The organism is Halomonas sp. PR-M31, from assembly GCF_001039575.1.
GTDB lineage: Bacteria > Pseudomonadota > Gammaproteobacteria > Pseudomonadales > Halomonadaceae > Modicisalibacter.
The window spans coordinates 1-23,558 of sequence record NZ_JIBT01000047.1 but is presented as its reverse complement, the minus strand read 5'-3'; the positions used below and the strand labels follow the sequence as shown (position 1 = coordinate 23,558).

Here is a 23,558-nt window from a genome sequence, read left to right as displayed (position 1 = left end):
CGCCCGCGCTCTGTCGCGGGCTTTTGCATTCCTGGGCCAGTTTGAAGTAGTCTTACGATCTTGCCAATTGTGCATGGCTTATGCGCAAAGCGCATAATATAAGATAATAATCCCAGATGTAGCGCCCTGTTTGCCCCTGGCTTCATTCAGTTTTTGGCTATTCACGTTTTTAGAGGCATGCCCCATGAGAAATGGTCTTCATCAGCCCGGCGAATTTCGTGACAACTGCGGCTTTGGCTTGATTGCACATATGCAAGGGCAGGCCAGTCACGATCTACTGCAGACGGCCATCGAGTCCCTGACCTGCATGACCCATCGTGGCGGCATCGCGGCGGATGGCAAGACCGGCGACGGCTGTGGCCTGCTGTTTGCCATGCCCACGGATTTCATGCGGGCCTTGGCTCAGGAGGAGTTGGGCGTTGAGCTGGGTGCACGCTTTGCCGTCGGCGTGGTGTTCTTTGCCGATGACGACGCTCAGGAGACCCATGCTCGCGAAACCCTGGAAGGTGAGCTGGTCGAGCGAGGTCTGACCGTGCGCGGGTGGCGCGACGTGCCCACGGATGCCAGCGTGTGCGGCCCGATGGCCCTGGACTGCCTGCCACGGATTCGTCAGATTTTCGTCGAAGCCAGTGATGATCGGCCCGACCCGGTGTTCAACGTCGATCTGTTCATGGCCAGGCGTCTGGCAGAACAAAAGCTCAAGCATGAAAAAGATTTCTACGTCTGTTCCCTGTCGTCCCGGGTACTGTCCTACAAGGGGCTGATGATGCCCGCGGATCTGCCGACCTTTTATCAGGATCTGGGCGATGCGCGCCTTGAGACCTCGACCTGTGTCTTTCATCAGCGTTTCTCGACCAATACTGCGCCGCGCTGGCCCCTGGCCCAACCGTTTCGATTTCTCGCCCACAATGGCGAGATCAATACCATCGAGGCCAACCGCGGTTGGGCCAACTCGCGCAAGGAAAACTTCAAAAGCGAGCTGCTGCCGGACATCGCTCAGCTTGAGGAGATCGTCAACACCGTCGGCTCCGACTCTTCCAGCATGGACAACATGCTCGAAGTGCTGCTCACCGGCGGTATGGATCTGTACAACGCCATCCGCATGATGGTGCCGCCGGCCTGGCAGAACGTCGAGACCATGCCCGGTGATCTGCGCGCCTTCTTTGAGTACAACTCCATGCACATGGAGGCCTGGGATGGCCCGGCGGGGCTGGTCATGACCGATGGCCGCAACGCGGTGTGCATGCTGGATCGCAACGGCCTGCGACCGGCGCGCTGGGTGATCACCAGCAACGGCTACATCACCCTGGCATCAGAAATCGGCACCTACGACTACAAGCCAGAGGACGTGGTAGCCAAGGGCCGGGTCGGGCCGGGGCAGATTCTGGGCGTGGACACCCACACCGGCGAGGTGTTGCACACGGCGGATATCGACAACCGACTCAAGTCCGCTTTTCCCTACAAGCGTTGGCTGAAGGATCGCGCCCAGTATCTGGAGTCGGCGTTGACGGAGCTTGCCCGCTTTCACCCGTTCGATGCCCAGGAGCTTGGCGTCTATCAGAAGATGTTTCAGGTGACGTTTGAAGAGCGGGATCAGCTGCTACGCCCCCTGGCGGAAAGCGGTCAGGAAGCGGTGGGCTCCATGGGCGACGACACTCCCATGGCGGTACTGTCCCGGCAAAGCCGTGTGCTCACCGACTACTTCCGCCAGAAGTTTGCCCAGGTCACCAATCCGCCCATCGATCCGCTACGCGAAGCGATCGTGATGTCGCTCGAGACCTGCTGCGGCGCCGAGCTCAACGTCTTCGAGACCAATGCAGATCATGCCCATCGTCTGATCCTTACCGCACCGGTATTGTCGCCGCGCAAGTTCACCGCCCTGATTACTCAGGAAGACCCTGCCTTCCGCAGTCAGACTCTGAGCCTCAATTACGATCCGGAAACGAGTAGCCTCAAGCAGGCGTTGCAGACTCTGTGCCAGCAGGCGGAGCAGGCCGCAAGGCAGGGAGTGGTCATTCTGGCGCTGTCGGACGCGGAGCTTGAAAAGGGCCAGCTGCCGGTCCATGCCGCCCTCGCCACCGGCGCGATCCACCATCATCTGGCGCGTCTGGCCCTGCGCCCTCGGGTCAATCTGATCGTCGAGACCGGCTATGCCCGGGACGCGCACCAGATGGCGGTACTGTTCGGTGTCGGCGCCACGGCGATCTACCCCTATCTTGCCTATCAGGTGATGGCGGACATGCATCACAGCGGTGAACTCACCGGCAACCCAGAAGATTCCCGGGAGAACTACCGCAAGGGGCTGCAGAAAGGGCTCTACAAGATCCTCTCCAAGATGGGCATCTCGACCCTGGCCTCCTATCGCGGCTCCCAGCTGTTCGAGGCGGTGGGGCTCTCTTCCGAAGTCATGGATCTGTGCTTTACCGGCATGATGTCTCGCATCGAAGGCACTGGCTTCGCCGAGCTGCAGATGCAGCAGGAACTGCTGGCGCGGGACGCCTGGACCCCGCGCAAGCCTTTGCGCCAGGGCGGTCTGCTCAAGTACGTCCACGAGCATGAATACCACGCCTACAACCCGGATGTGGTGATGACCCTGCAGCGAGCCGTGCAGCAGGGCGACTACGCTCAGTGGAAGAAGTTTGCCCGGCTGGTCAACGAACGGCCGGTGGCGACCATTCGCGATCTGCTCAAGCTCAAACCGATATCAGAACCCTTATCGCTGGATGAGGTAGAGCCGGTGGAAGATCTGATTCCGCGCTTCGACAGTGCCGGCATGTCGCTTGGTGCGCTGTCCCCGGAGGCCCACGAAGCCCTGGCCCAGGCCATGAACGAGACGGGTGGGCGTTCCAACTCCGGCGAAGGCGGCGAGGATCCGTCGCGTTACGGCACCATAAGAAGCTCGAAGATCAAGCAGATCGCCTCGGGCCGCTTCGGCGTGACACCGGCCTATCTGGTCAATGCGGAAGTGCTGCAGATCAAGGTGGCCCAGGGTGCCAAGCCCGGCGAGGGCGGCCAGCTACCCGGCAGCAAGGTCAACGAACTGATCGCCCGGCTGCGTTACGCGGTGCCCGGGGTGACGCTGATCTCGCCGCCGCCGCACCACGACATCTATTCCATCGAGGACCTGGCTCAGCTGATCTTCGATCTGAAGCAGATCAACCCGGAGGCCCAGGTATCCGTCAAACTGGTTTCCGAGCCGGGCATCGGCACCATCGCTACCGGCGTGGCCAAGGCCTACGCGGACCTGATCACCGTCTCCGGCTACGACGGCGGCACTGCGGCAAGCCCTATGACCTCCATCAAGCACGCAGGCTCCCCCTGGGAGCTGGGCCTGCCGGAGGTGCATCAGGCGCTGCGCATCAACGGCCTGCGAGACAAGATCCGTCTGCAGACCGACGGCGGCCTGAAAACCGGCCTGGACGTGGTCAAGGCGGCGATTCTCGGCGCCGAGAGCTTCGGTTTCGGTACCGCCCCCATGGTGGCCCTGGGCTGCAAGTATCTGCGCATCTGCCATCTCAATAACTGTGCCACCGGTGTCGCCACCCAAAACCAGTATCTACGGGACGAGCACTTCCGCGGCACCGTGGACATGGTCAAGCATTACTTCCGTTTCATCGCCGAGGAGGTGCGGGAGCTGATGGCCATGCTCGGGGTGCGCAAGCTCACGGATCTCATCGGGCGCACGGATCTGCTCGAGGTGCTGGAAGGCGAGACCGCTTCCCAGCGCAGGCTCGATCTGACGCCGCTGCTGGAAAACGATCATGTGCCGGCGGACGCCCCGCAGTTCTGCAAGGTCAGCCGCAACGAGCCCCACGATCCCGGCGCCAAGAACCGGGAGGTGTTCGACGCCCTCAAGGGCGCCATCGAGGAAAAATCCGGCGGCGAGTTCGCGTTTCGCATCACCAACTGCGATCGCAGCGTGGGAGCGCGAGCCTCTGGCGAGATCGCCAAGCGCTATGGCGAAGCAGGCCTCGAGGAGGCGCCGATCGTGGCCCGCTTCACCGGGGTGGCGGGTCAGAGCTTCGGGGTGTGGAACGCCCGCGGCCTGCATCTGTATCTTGAGGGCGATGCCAACGACTACGTCGGCAAAGGCATGAACGGTGGCAAGGTGGTCATCGTGCCGCCGAAAAACAGCCAGTTCGAAAGCCACAAGACGGCGATCATCGGCAATACCTGCCTGTACGGCGCCACCGGCGGCAAGTTGTTCGCCGCCGGCACTGCGGGTGAGCGTTTCGGCGTGCGCAACTCCGGGGTTCATGCGGTCATCGAAGGAGCGGGGGATCACTGCTGCGAATACATGACCGGTGGCGTGGTCTGCGTGCTAGGCGAGACCGGTGACAACTTCGGAGCCGGCATGACCGGCGGCTTTGCCTACGTGATCGATGAGGATCGTACCTTCGTCGACAAGTACAACCATGAGCTGGTAGAGATTCAGCGGGTCAACACCGAGGCCATGGAAGCCTATCGTCGCCATCTGCGGGAAATGATTCAGGAGTACGTGGCCGAAACCGACTCGGCCCGGGGGCACGAGATCCTTGAGGACTTCTCCGACTTCATTCGTCACTTCTGGCTGGTGAAGCCAAAGGCGGCAAACCTGCGGGAATTGCTGACCCAATCCCAGCGTCAGCCGGAATAAGAGGACTTACTTTCATGGCAAACCGTCTGGACAACGATTTCCAGTTCATCGATGTCGGCCGCCAGGACCCGCGCAAGAAGGAGGCGCGGACCCGGGCGCGAGAGTTCTCCGAGATCTATGAGCCTTACAAACCCAACGAGGCCGCCAGCCAGGCCCATCGCTGCCTGCACTGCGGCAATCCTTATTGCGAGTGGAAATGCCCGGTACACAACTACATTCCCAACTGGCTCAAGCTGGTCAGCGAGGGCAACATTTTAGAGGCCGCCGAGCTATCGCACCGCACCAATACCCTGCCGGAGGTGTGCGGCCGGGTGTGTCCGCAGGATCGACTCTGTGAGGGGGACTGTACCCTCAACGACGGCTTCGGCGCGGTGACCATCGGCTCCGTGGAGAAGTACATCACGGATACTGCCTTCGCCATGGGCTGGCGCCCGGACATGTCCAAGGTGACCTGGACCGACAAGCGGGTAGCGATCATCGGTGCCGGACCCGCGGGGCTCGGCTGTGCCGATATCCTGGTGCGCAACGGCGTCAGGCCCGTGGTGTTCGATCGTTACCCGGAGATCGGCGGGCTTTTGACCTTCGGCATCCCGGAGTTCAAGCTCGAGAAGAACGTCATGGAGCGCCGGCGAGCGGTGTTCGAGGAGATGGGCATCGAATTCCGACTCAACGTCGAGATCGGCAAAGACGTGACTATCGACGAGCTGCTCGCCGAGTTTGATGCGGTGTTCATGGGCATGGGAACCTACAAATACATGGAAGGCGGTTTCCCCGGGGAAGAGCTGCCCGGGGTACACAAGGCGCTGGATTTTCTGGTAGCCAACGTCAACCACTGCCTGGGCTTCGAGAAAGACCCGGCGGACTATATTTCTCTCAAGGGGCAACGCGTTGTGGTGCTGGGCGGTGGCGATACCGCCATGGACTGCAACCGCACCTCGATCCGCCAGGGCGCGACCAGCGTGACCTGTGCCTATCGCCGGGACGAGGGCAACATGCCCGGTTCCAAGCGTGAAGTAGCCAATGCCCGAGAAGAGGGCGTGGAGTTTTTGTTCAATCGTCAACCCGTGGCGGTCATCGGCGAGGAGAAGGTCGAAGGCGTCAAGCTGGTGCGCACCCGCCTGGGTGAGCCGGACGAGAACGGGCGTCAGCGCCCGGAGGTAGTGCCGGGCTCCGAGGAGGTGCTGGAGGCGGACGCGGTGATCATCGCCTTCGGCTTCCAGCCAAGCCGGATCGACTGGTTCGAGCCCCAGCGGATCGAGATCGACGAACGTGGCCGGGTCACCGCGCCGGAGCACGGCAATTTTCCCTTCCAGACCAGCAACGAGAAGATCTTCGCCGGCGGCGACATGGTGCGCGGCTCGGACCTGGTGGTCACCGCGATTCATGAAGGACGCCAGGCGGCGGAGGGCATTCTCGACTATCTGGAGGTATGACGCCGAGCTTCACTATTGACCATCGCAGCGCAGGAGTTCGGTTTACCGAGCGATAAGAGTGGTTACATCGCCCGACAAACTGGTCTTCATTTTACCCAAACCCTGCAGGCCGGAGATTCCTGCAGGGTCGGCGGGTCATGGCGCGTCGCCGGTTTCTTCCGGTGCTTCATCGTCGCCCCGACGGCGCTTTTTCGGCCGGTAGTGGGCGCGCTGGTCATCTTCTTCATCTGCATCGACCAGGCGCACCTTCGCACTCGGTGCGTTGCCATAGTGGTCCTCGCCGAACCAGAGCCGTTGATGGGGATAGGGGATTTCGATGCCGGCCCGATCGAAGTGCATCTTGACCAGCCGATTTAGCGCCCGTCCTACGGCCCACTGCATGCCGGCGGTGGTCTTGATCATGATGCGAATCTTCACCGAGCTTTCATCCAGCGCCGTCACCCCGGGGATGGTCATATCTTCCAGTATGTCCGGCCGCTGGTCCGGGTCGGCCTTTAGCTCTTCGAAAGCCTGGCGCAGATGGTAAATCGCATTGTCGATGTCCTCGCGATAGGCGATCCGGTACTCGGTACGAAAATACGCCCAACGATGCATGTAGTTGGACACTATGCCCTCGCCGGAGAACGGTACGATGTGATAGACCCCGTCGATATCGCGCAGTGATACCGAGCGAATGGTCAGGCGTTCCGCAGTGCCGCTGACCCCGGCAAGGGTGACGTAATCACCGGTGTTGATGGCGCTTTCCAACTGGATGAATATGCCGGTAATGATGTCCTTGACCATGGTCTGGGCACCGAACCCGATGGCCAGACCAAATACGCGCGCCGGCGATCAGCGGTCCGATGTTCACACCGATCTGGGACAGGCAGATCAGCGTGGTGAACACGGCAATCAGTACCGCCAGGGCGTTATGAAACAGCGATAGCAGCGTTTGCTGACGCGCTGAGGGCGCTGCACGGCGTGAGGACGGGCTCATGCGATATTCGATCAGGCTTGCCGCGACGATCCATAGGGCTCCGGCAGCCGACAGTATGAGCACCACATGAAGTGCTGAGCTGACAACCCGGGTGCCGATGTCCGTATCGAGCCAGGCGTCGAAATCAAAAATGTTCCAGATGTTCATCGTGATGGCGACGAACAGGATCAAAATGATGACCCGGATGACCTTCAACGCGTTCGGCACATAAGAATTGAGGCGAACTTCCAGCATCGGCAGGCGCTTTCGTACATTGTCCGAGAAACGAATGCGAGCGTCGATGGAGCGTGACAGTAGGCCGGAAATCCCCAGGCATACCACTGCAACGACCAATGTCTTGGCACTCGCCCAGACCATCGCCGGCAGGGCCTGCTCAGGATAAAGCAGGCTGACCAGAAACAGGGTCGTGAAATAAACGACCGCCAGCAGTGCCCAGACCCAGGCAAAAAGACGGTACAACATGGAGAAAAAGCCGAGCGATGCCTTGTCCGCCATTCTGAGCAGGCGTGCGGTCAGTAGGCGCCGATTGCGAAATATCACGATCAGGGCATAAAGATAAGCCGCGCTCATGACGAGAAACGTCACTGCCCTGCCGGCGGAGGGGGCTAGCTGTTCGTTGAGGATCGGGACCACCACCAAGAGCGCATAGCCGATCACGCCGATGAACCAGCGCAACCGAATGCTCCACCAGGCCGCAATCTCCGGTGCGATATGCAGTGGGCGCAGATTGTCGTAGCGATCGGCGAACACCGCGCGAATGACGACCTTGACCAGCTCGATCAGTATGAAGGCGTTGACGAAAAGCGAGTGACGCGTATTCATCGAGCCGCTATCGCCTACGCCATAGAGGCCGACGACATAGCCGACCCCGCCGGCGAGGAACACGACCGCAACGTCGACAAGAATACCGGTGATGACGGCAATGAGACGGCGTATGAACAGCTCGCGTCGCGTAGCTGCACCCTCGGGCAGGCGCGCAATCCGGGAAACAGCAGTCCTGCCAAGGCGCGCAGTGCCAGGAATGCCCCGCCAGTGGAAACGGCGACTATTGCGAATACGGTGACGGATCGAAAGAAAGCGCTCCAGGCAATGTTTCGATCTTCTTCACGACCTTGGGCGAGGGCGGCGACGTCCTGCCAGGAGGTTGCGATTACGCTGCCGATCTTCTCCGACCAGGCCACGGTGGCTTCGGCTAGCTGCCGCGCGAAAGACGTATGTTGCGACGCGTCGGCGTCGCTATTCTTCGACGCCTGCCCCAACCGATCCTTTTCGCCCGGGGGCGATTCGTTCTCGTGATCCTTATTTTGAGCGGCGGCTTGTCGCAACTCATCGATTAGTTGCTGTCTCGTCTTGTCGTTTGCCAACAGATTCGCCAGTTGGTCCAGTGATAACGACTGATCTGCCTGGCTCGAGTTCGTCAACAGAGCCTGCTGGGCATGCGCCAAAGGAACAGTCAGTAATAAAACGATGAGGACATAGCCCATGAAGGCCTTAAGAGAGTGGGCATACGAGTGTGGAGCTCGATTTCGAGGCATGAGTATCGCACGTCCTTGTAAGCAGCCTATAGGTTGAACGGCCTACACTCGTGGACCGCTTCATTCTGATCTGGCACCGTGTTGGACTTTTACAAAATCCAACTGCTCCTCTAGCCGAGGTGTCTTTCTAATTTAATGGATGTTTCATTTCCAGAGGAAACCCGTTTGACCATTCTCCTGATTTTCCATGCACTTCTGGTAATAGGGTTCACGACCCGTATTCTGCTGCGCGATGACCTGTCGCCTCCAGCGCGGCTGGCGTGGTTCATTATTTTAGGTCTGCTGCCTTATTTTGGAAGTGTCGTTTATTTTCTATTCGGTGAGAATGACCTTGGCAGGCGAGCCGACAGGCGGCACAAGGATGTTTTTGACGAAATCGAAGCAAAGGCGTCCGAATTCATGGGCGTCAGGGCGAATACCGAGCGACTGATCGATCCGATCTATCGCCCGGCATTTCGCTATGCCGGGTCGATCAACGGGTTTCACCCGGTGGATGGCAATGCTGCCGAACTGATGGCGGATAGCACTGCCACTCGGACGCGGCTGGTGGCGGACATCGACGCGGCCACTGACCACGTGCACGTGCTGTATTACATCTGGCTCAATGACAATACCGGCAGAGAGGTTGCCGAAGCGTTGATTCGTGCCGCGCGAAGAGGCGTCACGTGTCGCGCAATGGCGGATGGTCTCGGCTCCCGTTCGTTGATCAAATCCAGGCTTTGGCAACGCATGAAGGAGGCAGGGGTTCAGCTTGCAGTGGCACTGCCCTTCAGAAACATCATCCGCACGCTTTTGATTAGCCGTCTCGATCTGCGAAACCACCGCAAGATCACGGTGATCGATTCGACGATCACCTATTGCGGTAGCCGAAACTCCGCCGATCCAGAGTTTCTACCCAAGGCAAAATACGCCCCCTGGGTCGATATCATGCTGCGATTCGAAGGGCCGGTCGTGACACAGAATCAGCTGCTGTTCGCCAGCGACTGGATGCAAGCCACCGGAGAGTCTCTTGACGGGATCGAGTTGATATCCAAACCCGTCGAAGGCGGATTTCCGGCACAGGTCATGGGTGTCGGACCCACGGAACGCCGTGGCGCCACGCCTCAGCTATTTGCCAACCTGATCGCAAGCGCCGAGACCCGGCTGACCCTTTCCACGCCCTATTTCGTTCCCGACGCAACGCTTTTGGAAGGGCTATGCGCCGCAGCTCATCGAGGTGTTGCCGTCACCCTGATCTACCCCAAAGTGAATGACAGCTGGATCGTCGCCGCTGCCAGCCGAAGTTATTATCATCGACTGCTTGATGCAGGCTGTGTCATTCATGAGTTCAAGGAAGGTCTGCTGCACGCCAAGACATTGACGATCGACGGCTGTGTCAGCCTGATCGGCTCCTCGAATCTTGATCTACGCAGCTTCGATTTGAACTATGAAAACAATATCCTGCTGCGAGATGAAACCACGACCCTTGCGATCCTCGAACGCCAGCAGACCTATATCGATCGCTCCGACGAAGTTCCATTGGCAGCAGTGCTCGCCTGGCCCTATTATCGGCGGATCTGGAACAATGTCGTCGCAACGATCGGCCCGGTACTGTAGTAGCCAAAATTGAGCCCCTATCCCGAGTCTGCTATTCTGGCGTCCCATCCGGCCCCGATTCTCTTTGCGGCCTTTTTAGAGCATCTGCTCACGATTCGACAGGTTTTCCATGACACGATATATCTTCGTGACCGGCGGCGTTGTGTCCTCTCTCGGCAAGGGCATTGCCTCGGCCTCCCTGGCGGCGATTCTCGAGGCCCGCGGTCTCAAGGTCACCATGCTCAAGCTGGACCCGTACATCAACGTCGATCCGGGCACCATGAGCCCGTTCCAGCACGGCGAGGTGTTCGTCACCGAGGATGGGGCGGAAACCGATCTCGACCTGGGCCATTACGAACGTTTCATTCGCACCAAGATGACCCAGGCCAACAACTTCACCACCGGCCGGGTCTACGAACATGTGCTGCGCAAGGAGCGTCGCGGCGACTACCTGGGCGGCACCGTGCAGGTGATCCCGCATATCACCGACGAGATCAAGCGTCGGGTCTATGCCGGTGGCGAAGGCTTCGACGTGGCCCTGGTGGAAATCGGCGGCACCGTGGGGGACATCGAATCCTTGCCCTTTCTCGAGTCGATTCGTCAGCTGCGCAGCGAAGTCGGCGCAAGCCGAGCGCTGTTCATGCACCTGACCCTAGTGCCCTATATCAAGACCGCCGGCGAGACCAAGACCAAACCGACCCAGCACAGCGTCAAGGAGCTGCGTTCCATCGGCATCCAGCCGGACATCTTGATCTGTCGCAGCGAGGTGGAGCTGGAAGAAGTCGAGCGGCGCAAGATCGCCTTGTTCACCAACGTCGAAGAGCGGGCCGTGGTGCCGCTGCAGGACGCGGACACCATCTATCGTATTCCGCTGATGCTGCACGAGTTCGGCCTGGACGAAATCGTCTGCGACAAGCTGCGCCTGGAAGCGCCGGAAGCGGATCTGACCGAATGGATCCATGTACTGGATGCCAAGCTCAATCCCTTGAAGTCGATCAATATCGCCATGGTCGGCAAATACATGGAGCTGCTCGACGCCTATAAATCTCTCAACGAGGCGCTGGTGCACGCGGGCATCCAGTCCCGAATCAAGATCAACATCGATTATGTCGATGCAGAGATCATCGAGCGTCACGGGACCGAGCGCCTGGCGGGTAAGGATGCGATTCTGGTGCCCGGCGGGTTTGGCGAGCGGGGCGTAGAGGGCAAGATCCTGGCGGCACGCTATGCCCGGGAGCAGGGCGTGCCCTATCTGGGCATATGCCTGGGCATGCAGGTAGCGGTGATCGAGTTCGCCCGCAACGTGGCGGGCTGGGAAGATGCCAACTCCACCGAGTTCAGCCGCGATACGCAGCATCCGGTGATCTCCCTCATCGCCGAATGGATCACCCCGGAAGGCAAGATCGAGCTGAGAGACGAGGCGTCCGACCTGGGCGGCACCATGCGCCTGGGCGGTCAGGTATGCCAGCTAAAGCCCGGCTCCAGGGCGCACCAGGCCTATGGCCTGGAGGCGATCACCGAGCGTCATCGTCACCGCTATGAGGTCAACAACCAGTTCGTTGAAGCGTTGGAAGACGCAGGGCTGGTGATCTCCGGCAAGAGCGTCGACGGTTCGCTGATGGAAATGATCGAGCTGCCGGATCACCCTTGGTATGTGGCCTGTCAGTTCCATCCCGAGTTCACCTCCACGCCTCGGGACGGGCATCCGCTGTTTTCCGGTTTCGTTCAAGCAGCCCTCGAGCAAAAGACGGCCCGGGTGCGTACTCAGGGAAGTGTCACATGAGGTTCGTACCATGAACGACAAGGTCGTTGAATTCGCCGGTCTCAAGGTCGGTAATACGCTGCCCTTGATGCTGTTCGGCGGCATGAACGTGCTGGAATCCCGGGACATGGCAATGGACGTCGCCGAGACCTATCACGATGTGTGCGCTCGTTTGGGCATCCCTTATGTCTTCAAAGCCAGTTTCGACAAGGCCAACCGCAGCTCGATTCATTCCTATCGCGGCCCAGGTCTGGATAAGGGCTTGGAGATACTCGCAGAGGTCAAGCAACGCTTCCACGTGCCGGTAATCACCGACGTGCACGAGCCCTGGCAGGCGGCGCCGGTCGCCGAGGTAGCCGACGTCATCCAGCTGCCGGCCTTTCTGGCCCGTCAGACGGATCTGGTGGTGGCCATGGCAAAGACCGGTGCAGTAATCAACATCAAGAAGCCCCAGTTCGTTGCCCCTCACGAGATGCGTCACATCATCAAGAAGTGTCAGGAAGCCGGTAACGACCGGGTCATACTCTGCGAGCGCGGTTCGAGCTTCGGCTACAACAATCTGGTGGTCGACATGCTTGGCTTCGGCGAGATGAAGCAGACCGGCTTCCCGGTCATCTTCGATGTGACCCATTCCCTGCACGCCCGGGGGGGCGCTCGGACAGTGCCGATGGGCGCCGTGCTCAGGTGTTCGAACTGGCCCGAGCCGGGGTCGCCGTGGGGCTGGCCGGACTGTTCCTGGAAGCCCACCCCGATCCGGACAAGGCGCTATGCGACGGCCCTTGTGCACTGCCCTTGGACAAGCTCGAACCGTTCTTGCGCCAGCTCAAGCCGCTCGACGAACTGGTGAAGGGATTTCCCGATATTTCAATTCAGTAGTCACGCGACCTTAAACAACGCTCACCGACCTATCGCTCAACGACCCATAAAGGAAGACAAGACAATGGCAGAGATTGCGGACATTCACGCGCTGGAAGTACTCGATTCTCGCGGCAACCCGACCGTGCAGGCCGAGGTCATTCTCAAAAGCGGTGTACGCGCCAGCGCCTGCGCACCTTCCGGTGCTTCAACCGGCTCCCGGGAAGCGCTGGAGCTGCGCGATGGCGACAAGGGCCGCTATCTGGGCAAGGGCGTGCTCAAGGCCGTCGAGGCGGTAAACACCAGGATTCGCGAACGCCTTGCAGGCATGGATGCCGGCGATCAGCGGGCCCTGGACAACGCCATGCTGGAACTCGACGGTACCGACAACAAGGCCAACCTCGGCGCCAACGCCATCCTCGCGGTCTCTCTTGCCGCTGCCAAGCTGCCGCCCTGGAACAGGGTGTTCCGCTCTATGTGCATATTGCCGAGCTTTACGGTCAGCCGGGGCAGTACAGCATGCCGGTGCCGATGATGAACATCATCAACGGCGGCGAACATGCGGACAACAATGTCGACATGCAGGAGTTCATGATCCAGCCGGTGGGCGCACCGAACTTCCGCGAGGCGCTGCGCATGGGTGCGGAAGTCTTCCATGCCTTGAAGAAGGTGCTCTCGGCACGTGGGCTGGCCACGGCGGTAGGAGACGAAGGCGGCTTCGCGCCGAACCTCGAGTCCAACGCCGAGGCCCTGGCGGTTATCAAGCAGGCGGTAGCGGATGCGGGCTATGAGCTGGGCAAGGACATCACCCTGGCACTCGACTGCGCCTCTTCCGAGTTCTATAAAGACGGTGAGTACGATCTGGCTGGCGAAGGCAAGCGCTATGATGCCGCCGGGTTTGCCGACTATCTGACGGAACTGGTGGAGCAGTATCCCATCGTCTCCATCGAAGACGGCATGGACGAGTCCGACTGGGACGGCTGGAAGACCCTTACCGACAAGCTCGGCGATAGGGTGCAGCTGGTAGGCGACGATCTGTTCGTCACCAACACCAAGATTCTCAAGCGTGGCATCGATGAGTCGATCGGTAATTCCATTCTGATCAAGTTCAATCAGATCGGCTCGCTCTCCGAGACCCTGGATGCGATCAAGATGGCTCAGGATGCCGGCTTCACGGCGGTGATCTCCCACCGCAGTGGCGAGACCGAGGACACCACCATCGCCGACCTGGCGGTAGCGACTTCGGCAGGCCAGATCAAGACCGGCTCGCTGAGTCGCTCGGATCGTATCGCCAAGTACAACCGTTTGCTCGTGATCGAACAGGAGCTGGGTGACAAGGCGCATTATCCAGGGCTCAAAGCGATCAAAGGTCAGGGCTAAGAAGAGAAGAGCCGGCGGTATCCATTGATACTGCCGGTGCCGTCCGCAGGGTATTAAGTTTTTTTCGATGTCGTCAATGTCTTCAAAATTTGTAAGATATTTCCTACAAAGAAGCGACGCTTTTATGGACAAAAACAAAACAAAATCAGCTTTAGCTAAACTGAATGAACGATAACCCATTGTCTATCATAGAGTTTAAAAAAACTTCTAAAGTTTGATTAATATCCGCCGATATAGCCCCCTTTGCGAGTTTTCCTCTTACTGTCAATATGGACTCAGGATCTAGTTAGCCAAGCGCTAACGGCAGGGAAGCAATTAAGTCGTTGGCCCGTTCGGCAGAACAGGACGTTGTGATCGAACAAGGAAGAGGCCAAGGGAAGCGGGTATAGGGAATTACCCTCATGGAACGGCTGGGAGCGGGCGACCTTCGGGTCGCCTTTTTTATGTTCGATGCGCTGAGTTGCTGCGGTATAGGCATGAAAAAGCCCGGCCTTCCTGGCCGGGCTTTTAAATCGTTGCTTCCTTACATTTCAACCGAACTTCCTTGTCCAACCTTCCATAGCGCTAAGAGCGAATCCTTGTGCCCAATAACTCTCTAGGTTACAGCTTCCTGCTATCGAATCGAGCTTCCCTGTTCAACCTTCCTTGGTGCCAAAGATAAATCCTTTCATCTTTCGGTAAGCACCTGGCTGCTCTTCCTTACTCGATTCAGAAATTTTACAAAAATTATCCTAAGTACATAAATGACATAGGTTAACTAATAACATTCAGTAACATTTAATTAGCTTATGCTGAAATTTTAGGCCGACTTCTCGGTTTTGAACAAGAAATTCAATTCGTCGTTGAAGCGTCCCGTGCGCCTTGTAGCGTAGCGACGCCGCTTATTTCGCTCGACGATTTATTCAGTGATTCCCTAACGTTCGAGCTGCGCAAGTTTGCCCGGTTTGCCGTCCCAGGCCTCAGCGTCTTCCGGTGGGTCCTGTTTTTCAGTGATGTTTGGCCATACCTCTGCAAGCTCGGCGTTTATTTCAATGAACGTTTGCTGGTCATCTGGCAATTCATCTTCTGAAAAGATGGCCTCTGCGGGGCATTCCGGCTCGCACAAGGCGCAATCGATACATTCGTCGGGATGAATGACCAAAAAGTTGGGCCCTTCGTAGAAACAGTCGACCGGGCACACCTCTACGCAATCGGTGTACTTGCAGCGGATGCAGTTTTCGGTGACGACGAATGTCATGATCTCTCCTCTAATTTAATCGGTACAAGTGCAGCACATGAATAATATGAAACATGCTATCTATAAGACTTGGTTCTATTAGGCTGCGATTTTAGCCGTGCCTGGCATAAGCAAACAAGCCACGTCTTCGATCAATTGGCTATGCCCTCATTCCCTATGTGTGCTCTTTCCAGCGATAGAGCAGATCAAGCGCTTGTCGTGGCGATAGTTCGTCCAGGGCAAGTCCATCGAGCTCCTCGATCAAGGGATGCGGCGGGCTGGCAAACAGATCCGCTTGCTGGGGCGCTGCGCCTGTCGTCTTGTCGTATCGTGAAGGGTGGCGCTGTCCTTGGTCGACTTCCTGCTGTTCGAGGTGACCGAGCTTATCCCGCGCCCTAGCAATCACGGACTGTGGCACCCCGGCAAGCTGGGCAACCTGCAGGCCGTAGCTCTGACTGGCTGGTCCCTCCTCGACCCGGTGCATGAACACGATGCCATCTCTGTGTTCCGCCGCAGTCAGATGCACGTTGGCAACCCCTTCGAGCTGCTCCGGGAGCGCGGTCATCTCGAAGTAGTGGGTAGCGAACAGGGTAAAGGCTTTTACCCGTATCAGATGTTCGGCGCTTGCCCAGGCCAGGGACAGGCCGTCGAAGGTGCTGGTGCCACGGCCGATCTCATCCATCAGCACCAGGCTTTTCTCGGTAGCGTTGTGCAGGATGCTGGCGGTTTCGGTCATTTCCACCATGAAGGTGGAACGGCCCCCGGCAAGATCGTCGCTCGAACCGATACGGGTGAAAATACGATCCAGCATGCCGATTTCGGCGTCGTCCGCCGGCACGAAGCTGCCGCAGTGAGCAAGCAGCGCGATCAATGCCGCCTGACGCATGTAGGTGGATTTGCCGCCCATGTTGGGGCCGGTGATTATCAGCATGTGCCGACCAGCATTCAGGCGCAGATCGTTGGGCACGAAGGGCGTTTCGCTGACATGCTCAACTACCGGATGGCGGCCACCGGCAATACAGATGCCTGGCGTATCGAGCAGTCGGGGGCGGGCGAAATCCAGCGCCAGGGCGCGTTCGGCGAAACTACTCAGCACGTCAAGGGTGGACAGCGCCTGGCCTGTTGCTTGCAGAGGAACGAGCTCGGCGGCCAAGGCATCGATCAGGCCTTCGTAAAGCAGCTTCTCCCGGGCCAGGGCCTTGGATTTTGCCGACAGCGCCTTGTCCTCGAACTCCTTCAGTTCGGGAATGATGAAGCGTTCCGCGTTCTTCAGCGTCTGGCGCCGAATATAGTCTGCCGGCACGTCCCGGGCCTGGGCGCGGGGAATCTCGATGTAGTAGCCATGCACCCGGTTGTAACCGACCTTCAGCCCGGCCAGGCCGGTGCGCTCTCGCTCCCGGGTCTCGAGCTTGATCAAATAGTCGCCGGCGTGCTCCGCCAGGCCGCGAAACTCATCGAGTTCCTCATCGAAGCCCGGGGCGATCACACCGCCGTCGCGAATGACCACCGGCGGATTGTCGATCAGGGCGCGGGTCAAAAGCTCCGCCAGTTCGGGGTAGGGGTGGATGTACTGACGCAGGTCATCCAGCGCGCTTCCCGTCTCCAGCGTGGCCATATCCTGCTGCAATTCCGGCAGTGCAGTGAGGGCGTCCCTCAGCCGTGCCAGATCCCGAGGGCGGGCGCTGCGCAGCGCGATCCGGGCCAGAATGCGCTCCACGTCTCCAATTCGCTTGAGACTCTCATGAAGAGGCGCGTAGGCCTCATTGCCCTGTAACAGCTGTACCGCCCCCTGGCGAGCGGCGATCTGTTCGCGACTGCGCAGTGGCCGGTTAAGCCAGCGTTTGAGCAGACGTGAACCCATCGCCGTCGCGGTGGTATCAAGGACGCTGGCCAGGGTGTTGTCACCGGTGCCATTCAGGTTGATGTCGATCTCGAGATTGCGCCGACTGGCCGCATCGATGATGACCGTGTCGTCGCGATTTTCCACGCTGAGCGCGGTCACATGGGGCAGGGAGGTGCGCTGGGTGTCCCGGGCGTAATCGATCAGCACGCCCGCCGCGGTGATGCCATGATGCAGATGCGCACAGCCAAAGCCGCGCAGATCGTTGACGCCGAACTGATCGCACAGCAGCCGTGTCGCGGATTCCAAGTCGAACAGCCATTCGCTCTGGCGCTTGAGGCCGCTACGCCCGGTCAGGCTCGAGGGCAGCTCGAGCCCCTCGGCAACCAGTAACTCCGCGGGATCGAGACGATGGATCTCCGCCAGCAGGTCAGCGTCGCTTGCCACCTCGAGCAGGCTGAAACGACCGCTTGCAAGTTCAAGCCAGGCGATCCCCCAGCCCTCGCGATGCCGGTGCAGGGCAAGCAGCAAATTATCGCGTCTGGCATCGAGCAGGGCCTCGTCGTGCAGCGTACCCGGGGTGACGATGCGAACGACCTTTCGATCCACCGGGCCCTTGCTGGTGGCGGGATCCCCGATCTGTTCGCAGATGGCCACGGATTCACCACCTCTGACCAATCGCGCCAGATACCCTTCGGCGCTGTGATAGGGCACGCCGGCCATGGGAATCGGCTTGCCTGCGGACTGACCGCGCTGGGTGAGGGTGATATCGAGCAGTTGAGCGGCGCGCCGGGCATCGTCGAAGAACAGTTCGTAGAAATCCCCCATCCGATAGAACAACAGCACCCCGGGATGCTCCCGCTTGATCTTGAGATATTGCGCCATCATGGGCGTATGGCCGGAAGTCGTCTCGCGCGCGTCGGGCATGATGTCTGCGAACCTTCTGATTCGATGGTCGGCCATTCTATCTCAGGAAGATGCGCTTTCGACAGGATGAGCCCGATGGTCTGCTCGCACAAACTGCAGGCTTGATCGATGCATTGCACGAACTCAGCGCCAGGCTGTCGATAATGACTATGCTGATGCAACAAGACGCCAACAAAACAGAAGAAGATGGAGACAGTATGGGAAGGATTGCCCGATGGAGTCTTATCGTCTTGCTTGGCCTGGTCACGATTGTCATTGCGCTCATGTGGCTGGTGGAATCCCGCTGGGCCAGAGAACTGCTCGAGGATCAGGTCAGCCAGCGCCTCAACGGACGCGAGGTCGCAATCGACGCTCACGATATCGACTGGGGCTGGCCCCTGTCGCTGCAATTTAAGGGTATCCGTATCGCCAATCCGGACTGGGCGACCAACGAGCAGATGCTCGATCTTGCGGCTCTCGAGATCGATATCTCTTTCGCAGCACTGTTCAAAGGCAATCTCGTTCTCGAGCGGCTGTATTTGAACCAGCCGCGAATCCACTTGGCCCGGCGTGAGGACGGCCGCGCCAGCTGGTCGAACCTGATGCCTGAAGACGACGAGAAAGACGAGAGCGGCAGCGGCGAGCTGCCTTTCGAGCTGCAAGCAGTGGATATCGATCAGGGCCGATTCACCTACCAGGATGAAAGCGTTGATGCGGATGTCGACGTCGATTTTCGCACCGAGGATCCAAACGACGGGCCGCGGCGCTTGATCGTCGACGGCGAAGGCAACTATCAAGGCGATCCCGTGACGCTGCGCCTGCGCAGTGGCGCCCCCTCGAAAGCCCTGGCCGGCGGGTCCTATCCGCTTGAATTTCAGGCGGCGCTTGGCAAGCTTGAGGCAAGCTTCGACGGTAAGCTAAAGGATGTTGCTAAGCCATTGTCGCTTCACGGCAAACTCGATGTCAGCGCACCCCAGCAAGCCAATCTGGCGGGGCTCCTTGATCGGCCGGCGCTGGACCTGCCGGATATGGCTCTACAAGCAGTGCTGGATCACGACGACAAACGCTGGACCCTTGAGGATATTGACGCCCAGATAGGGGAAAGTGCGCTGACCGGCTCTCTGGGGGTGGCGCTGACCGAGCGGCCTCAGATCGATGTCACACTCAACGCGGATAAGCTGAAGCTTGAACAGTGGGGGGTTACCGATCTCGACAGCCCGGCAAAACAGGAAAAGGCCGAAGAGAAGACCGAGGAAAATGCCCAGCAGGCGGCCGAAGAAATCCCCTTGAACCAGCGCCTGGCCCAGCGCCTAGCGCCACTGGACAAGGTCGATGCCCAGGTCGATCTATCAGTTCAAGCCGTAAGCTATGGCGATACGCGCCTTGAAGAGGTGGCGCTCAAGGGCTCTCTCGAGCAGGGACGACTGGAGCTCGAACGTGTACATGCGGCCCAGAGTGATTCAGAGATCACGGCCCAAGGGTGGCTCGAAAGCGATTCTCGCACCATCAGCGCCGATCTCGACGCCCGTATGAAAACGCTGGATCTGGGCCAGGCCCTGGCACCGCTGGGCTATCCCGAGCTGGGTGTGCTGGATGGGCGACTCCACGCAGGTTTCAATCAGGGCAAGCTGAAGCTGGACGATACGTCCGTGGTCTATCGCGCCCCGGATCAGAATCTGATGCTGCAGGTGAAGGCCGAAAGCACGACGTTTGATGCGACCGACCAGGAGGCTGTACGTCTCTGGGGGGAAGGCCGGCGTGAAGGCATACCCTTCGCCTACGACGTCAAGGTCGGGCCGCTGCTTACCTTGAACTCCCCGGACAAGCGCTACCCCGTAACGGGCTGGGTGACTTCAAGAAAATCGCGGCTCGACGTCGATGGTTCAATCGAACAACCTCTCAAACTCTCCTATGTACGCGGTACCTTTGAGCTTTCCGGACCCAATCCCGCACGGCTCAATCGACTGACCGGGCTGGATCTGCCGGCGCTTCCGCCCTATCGAGTGGCCGGGGAGCTGCGCATGAGGAAGGACCTGGTACGGCTACTCGATCTGGACGGACACCTGGGCGACAGTGACATCAGCGGCGACGTTCGCCTGCGCCTGGATGAGCGCAGCATGCTCTGGGCGACCCTGAATTCCCGCCAACTGGACCTGGACGATCTTGCACCTCTATTCGGAGCCGCGCCACAAACCGGCGCTGGTGAGAGGGCCTCTGCTCAGCAGCAGCGCCGCGCCGCCAGGCAGGCGCGACAGCCAGGCATCTTTCCCGATGCGAAATGGAATCTTGAAGGATTGCGGCGCATGGATGCAGACGTTGTCTATCGGGCCGACAACGTTCAGGTCGAGGATATTCCCATGTCCTCCTTGAAGCTCAACCTCACCCTCGAGGGGGGGCGTTTTGACTCTCGAACCCTTGGAGGTTGGAATAGGCGGCGGGCAGATCACCTCGAGCGTGCGTATGGACGCCCGCAACGCGCCCTTGAACGGTAGTCTCGATATCTCTATGCGCAACGTCAATTTGAAGCCCTTGCTGCGTAGCGCCGAGCTTGGCGACATTGCCGAGGATTCCGCCGGCACCCTGGGCGGTGAAGGTCAGCTGCGCTTTCGCGGTGGCTCTTTCGCCGAAACCATGGCCGGGCTCGATGGCAAGCTGGAACTCGCCATGTCCGGCGGGCGCATGGACATGCTGATCATCGAAGCCCTGGGGCTCGATGTGGCCGAGGCATTGACCGGCGCCCTGGCGAATTCGGACAAGGTACCCATGCAGTGCGCCTATACGCGCCTTGATGCGACGAATGGGCTGGTAAAGGTAGAACAGCTTTTTATGAGTACCAGCGATAGTAATTTCACTGGGGGCGGCTCGATCAATCTGGGCCGGGAATACATGAATCTGGTGTTCGAGGCGCACTCCAAGGATGCAAGCCTGTTGGCATCTGACTCGCCGATCCGCCTGCAGGGTCCATTGAGCTCACCGGGAGTCGATGTGGTGAGTCGCGAACTCGTCGCGCGAGGCGTGCTCTCGGTACTGGGCGCGCTGGTAGCGCCACCATTGGCTATTCTGCCCTGGGTTGATCTCGGATTGGGGGAAGGCGTCGGCCCCGGATGCGAGAAGGTGATGCGGGAGTTTCGCCAGAGTTGAGAGAGGGCATGATTTCATTACGCTATTTGAGCAACACTTCAAACCCTTGTTAAAGACGCTATTCTAGGTTTATCACGCATGCGGACGAGTCGAGGGAATGCCATGGAAAACGATAGCGGTTTGTGGGAGTTGCGAGAGCTGAGTGAACGCCTTGCGAAGGCCTGCCGCCGCCAGTCAGCAAAAGTGACTACTGCAGAGTCCTGCACCGGGGGCGGGGTTGCTGCGGCAATTACCGACATTGCCGGCAGTTCGGACTATTTCGAAACCGGCTATATCACCTATGCCAATACGTCCAAGACTCGGCTGCTGAACGTATCCGAGTCTCTGCTCGAAGGTTACGGCGCCGTCAGCCAGGAAACCGTGGAGGCCATGGTGGAAGGCGCCTGTCTTGAAAGCGGCGCGGATATTGGTGTAGCGGTCAGTGGTATTGCCGGCCCCGGCGGGGGCAGCGACGACAAGCCCGTGGGTACCGTGTGGTTTGCCTGGGGAGACGCCTCGCGTCAACAATCAATACGTCACGTGTTCGAAGGAGATCGCGCCGCAGTACGGCATCAGGCGGCGCGGGTGGCGCTTGAGGGACTTATTGAGTGGCTCGAAAAATAGCATCGCTTTCGATGAAAAAAATAGCCGATATCGTCGTCTACAAGAGTAGGCGTGGCGCATTTTTTTCGGCATAATACTGGTCAATCATACAGTGATTTTCAGGAGATCTTCATGGCACAGGAAGACAACCGCTCAAAGGCTTTGAGTGCAGCGCTTTCCCAGATTGAGCGTCAGTTCGGTAAGGGCGCTGTCATGCGACTGGGGGATACGCCTCGGGTCACCATGCCCTCTATATCCACCGGCTCCCTGGGGCTTGATATCGCTCTGGGCATCGGCGGTTTGCCCCTGGGCCGAGTGGTAGAGATATTTGGCCCGGAGTCCTCCGGCAAGACCACCATGACGCTTTCGGTCATTGCTCAGGCACAGAAGCAGGGTAAGACCTGTGCTTTCATCGATGCAGAGCATGCGCTCGATCCAAGCTACGCGGAAAAACTCGGCGTCAATCTCGATGACCTGTTGGTGTCTCAGCCTGACACCGGTGAACAGGCGCTAGAGATCTGCGACATGCTGGTGCGCTCTGGTGGTGTCGATGTGATCATCATCGATTCCGTGGCGGCCCTCACGCCGCGAGCGGAAATCGAAGGCGAGATGGGAGACTCCCACGTCGGCCTGCAGGCACGTCTGATGTCCCAGGCTCTGCGCAAGATCACCGGCAACATCAAGAACGCCAATTGCATGGTGATGTTCGTCAACCAGATTCGCATGAAGATCGGTGTCATGTTCGGTAGCCCCGAAACCACCACCGGCGGTAATGCCCTCAAGTTCTACTCCAGCGTGCGATTGGATATTCGCCGTACCGGTTCCGTCAAGGCCGGCGATGAGGTCACCGGCAACGAGACCCGGGTGAAAGTGGTCAAGAACAAGGTGGCGCCACCGTTCCGTCAGGCGGAGTTCCAGATCCTTTATGGCAAGGGTATTTATCATGCAGGCGAGGTCGTCGATCTGGGCGTGCAGTGCAAGCTGGTGGACAAGGCGGGCGCCTGGTACAGCTACCAGGGCAACAAGATCGGTCAAGGCAAGGCCAATGCGGCTCAGTTTCTGCAGGATAATCCGGCCATCATGGATGAGATCGAAAGCGGCATCCGTGGTCAGCTGTTGAGCGCGCCGGAACCCAAGGCCGAGGGCAAGGAAGCCGAACCTGAAGCCGCCTTACTGGATGACAACGGCGAAGATCGCCTGCTGTAAGCATGTCTTTTTTCTCGACGGCTGCGTCAGGCGGTTCAAATAAGGCAGGCAGTGGCGTTTCTCCACGGGATGACGCCATTGCCTTGCTTGCTCGCCGCGAATATTCTCGCGCTGAGTTGGAAAGGCGGTTGGCGGGCAAAGGCCACGACAATGAGCCCATTGCAGAGTGTCTGGATGGTTTGGCTCAGGAAGGGTTGCAGTCCGATGCGCGTTTTGCAGAGGTGTTTGTGCGCTCCTACATTGCTCGAGACCAAGGACCGCTCAAGATTCGAGCAAAACTTGACGAGCGTGGTATCAAAAGCGATCTTGTTCGCAGCTCCCTCGAGAACTCTGACGTCGACTGGTTCTCTCTTGCCTGCCAAGCCCTTGCCAAGCGCTTTGATGATGCGGGCGGCACGCCTCGGGAGCGGGCTCGTCGGGAACGCTTTCTAGCCGGCCGAGGTTTTGATTTTGACCAGACTCGCCACGCGCTTTCCCATGCCTGGGACCATCATTGAACGCGTGACTCCTCCTTT

The 23,558-nt window shown here is 59.2% G+C and carries 14 protein-coding genes and 2 pseudogenes; 11 read left to right on the top strand and 5 right to left on the bottom strand.

Annotation, left to right across the window (positions count from 1 at the left end; translation table 11 throughout):
- Window positions 1-184 precede the first annotated feature (184 nt).
- Window positions 185-4,636, top strand: a complete 4,452-nt coding sequence (gene gltB / locus CH74_RS13315; RefSeq protein WP_048308034.1) for a glutamate synthase large subunit — start codon at window positions 185-187, stop codon at window positions 4,634-4,636.
- A gap of 14 nt (window positions 4,637-4,650) precedes the next feature.
- Window positions 4,651-6,069: an FAD-dependent oxidoreductase gene (locus CH74_RS13310; RefSeq protein WP_048308032.1), complete on the top strand. Its 1,419-nt coding sequence runs from the start codon at window positions 4,651-4,653 to the stop codon at window positions 6,067-6,069.
- Between the two features lie 135 nt (window positions 6,070-6,204).
- Here CH74_RS13310 and CH74_RS17870 read toward each other — a convergent pair whose 3' ends face one another.
- Genes CH74_RS17870 through CH74_RS17860 form a run of 3 tightly spaced genes read right to left on the bottom strand, consistent with a single transcriptional unit; the run spans window position 6,205 to window position 8,529 of the window.
- Window positions 6,205-6,852: a mechanosensitive ion channel family protein gene (locus CH74_RS17870; RefSeq protein WP_082140426.1), complete on the bottom strand. Its 648-nt coding sequence runs from the start codon at window positions 6,850-6,852 to the stop codon at window positions 6,205-6,207.
- The gene (locus CH74_RS17865; RefSeq protein WP_156181523.1) at window positions 6,791-7,930 is read right to left on the bottom strand and encodes a hypothetical protein; all 1,140 of its coding nucleotides are present in this window, start codon (window positions 7,928-7,930) and stop codon (window positions 6,791-6,793) included. Before CH74_RS17865 ends, CH74_RS17870 begins: the two co-directional genes overlap by 62 nt.
- Window positions 7,882-8,529, bottom strand: a complete 648-nt coding sequence (locus CH74_RS17860; protein WP_156181521.1) for a hypothetical protein — start codon at window positions 8,527-8,529, stop codon at window positions 7,882-7,884. Before CH74_RS17860 ends, CH74_RS17865 begins: the two co-directional genes overlap by 49 nt.
- A 216-nt stretch (window positions 8,530-8,745) precedes the next feature.
- Between CH74_RS17860 and cls the strand changes: the two genes are divergently transcribed.
- The 4 genes and pseudogenes from cls to eno all read left to right on the top strand — a co-directional run bounded on the left by cls (window position 8,746) and on the right by eno (window position 14,152).
- The gene (gene cls / locus CH74_RS13300; RefSeq protein WP_048308031.1) at window positions 8,746-10,176 is read left to right on the top strand and encodes a cardiolipin synthase; all 1,431 of its coding nucleotides are present in this window, start codon (window positions 8,746-8,748) and stop codon (window positions 10,174-10,176) included.
- A 109-nt stretch (window positions 10,177-10,285) separates the two neighbouring features.
- Window positions 10,286-11,938, top strand: coding sequence for a CTP synthase (locus CH74_RS13295; protein ID WP_048308030.1), 1,653 nt, complete (start codon window positions 10,286-10,288; stop codon window positions 11,936-11,938).
- Between the two features lie 10 nt (window positions 11,939-11,948).
- Window positions 11,949-12,793 (top strand): annotated as a pseudogene (gene kdsA / locus CH74_RS13290) (3-deoxy-8-phosphooctulonate synthase).
- Between the two features lie 64 nt (window positions 12,794-12,857).
- A pseudogene (gene eno / locus CH74_RS13285) lies at window positions 12,858-14,152 on the top strand (phosphopyruvate hydratase).
- 913 nt (window positions 14,153-15,065) lie between these two features.
- Here eno and fdxA read toward each other — a convergent pair.
- Together fdxA and mutS are read right to left on the bottom strand one after the other, a co-directional pair.
- Window positions 15,066-15,389: a ferredoxin FdxA gene (gene fdxA / locus CH74_RS13280; protein ID WP_048308028.1), complete on the bottom strand. Its 324-nt coding sequence runs from the start codon at window positions 15,387-15,389 to the stop codon at window positions 15,066-15,068.
- Window positions 15,390-15,543: 154 nt separating this feature from the next.
- Window positions 15,544-18,135, bottom strand: a complete 2,592-nt coding sequence (gene mutS, locus CH74_RS13275) for a DNA mismatch repair protein MutS (protein ID WP_048308041.1) — start codon at window positions 18,133-18,135, stop codon at window positions 15,544-15,546.
- Between the two features lie 50 nt (window positions 18,136-18,185).
- Here mutS and CH74_RS13270 point away from each other — a divergent pair, with 50 nt between their 5' ends.
- The 5 genes from CH74_RS13270 (at window position 18,186) to CH74_RS13250 (ending at window position 23,540) form a co-directional block, all read left to right on the top strand.
- Entirely contained in the window at window positions 18,186-20,606 is a 2,421-nt protein-coding gene (locus CH74_RS13270; protein ID WP_048308027.1) for an AsmA family protein, read from the top strand.
- Window positions 20,515-21,255, top strand: a complete 741-nt coding sequence (locus CH74_RS13265; RefSeq protein WP_082140425.1) for an AsmA family protein — start codon at window positions 20,515-20,517, stop codon at window positions 21,253-21,255. Before CH74_RS13270 ends, CH74_RS13265 begins: the two co-directional genes overlap by 92 nt.
- A 102-nt stretch (window positions 21,256-21,357) precedes the next feature.
- Window positions 21,358-21,858, top strand: a complete 501-nt coding sequence (locus CH74_RS13260) for a CinA family protein (protein ID WP_048308025.1) — start codon at window positions 21,358-21,360, stop codon at window positions 21,856-21,858.
- A 111-nt stretch (window positions 21,859-21,969) separates the two neighbouring features.
- Window positions 21,970-23,043, top strand: coding sequence for a recombinase RecA (recA, locus tag CH74_RS13255; RefSeq protein WP_048308024.1), 1,074 nt, complete (start codon window positions 21,970-21,972; stop codon window positions 23,041-23,043).
- A 2-nt stretch (window positions 23,044-23,045) separates the two neighbouring features.
- Window positions 23,046-23,540, top strand: a complete 495-nt coding sequence (locus tag CH74_RS13250; RefSeq protein WP_048308023.1) for a regulatory protein RecX — start codon at window positions 23,046-23,048, stop codon at window positions 23,538-23,540.
- Window positions 23,541-23,558 lie beyond the last annotated feature (18 nt).